Source organism: Streptomyces viridochromogenes (genome assembly GCF_001270495.1).
GTDB lineage: Bacteria > Actinomycetota > Actinomycetes > Streptomycetales > Streptomycetaceae > Streptomyces > Streptomyces viridochromogenes_A.
On sequence record NZ_LGUR01000141.1, the window covers coordinates 1 to 323 of the forward strand.

Here is a 323-nt window from a genome sequence, read left to right on the forward strand (position 1 = left end):
GCAGGAGGTCGACGGAGAAGGCGCGGGAAGCGTTGGCGACTGCGGAGCCGGGCGGCGTACGGCTTTTGGCGATCGCACTGTCGCAGAAGGAGGCGAAGCGCTTCGACGTTGACATGAGGCTGAGTCGTGTGTCAATCAAGGGTCGCCCAGCCGTCGTGAGCCGTTCTTCCGGCGTCGGCGTTCCTTTTTGAGAGTCCACCTAGAAGGCCAGCTCCTTCCACCAGCACCCCGTCGCCGACGGCCACCGGCACAGCCTCAAGATCTGTGCCCCCGTGGTGAACCTGCTGCGCGAACCCCGCTGTGGCCGCAAAGCGGAGGGGTAT

General features: G+C 65.3%; 1 protein-coding gene. It reads right to left on the minus strand.

Translation table 11 applies throughout. From position 1 onward, the window contains the following. Nucleotides 1–131 precede the first annotated feature (131 nt). Nucleotides 132–323 (minus strand): hypothetical protein (locus tag ADK36_RS50190; RefSeq protein WP_234329778.1); only part of this gene is annotated, 192 nt, incomplete at its 5' end.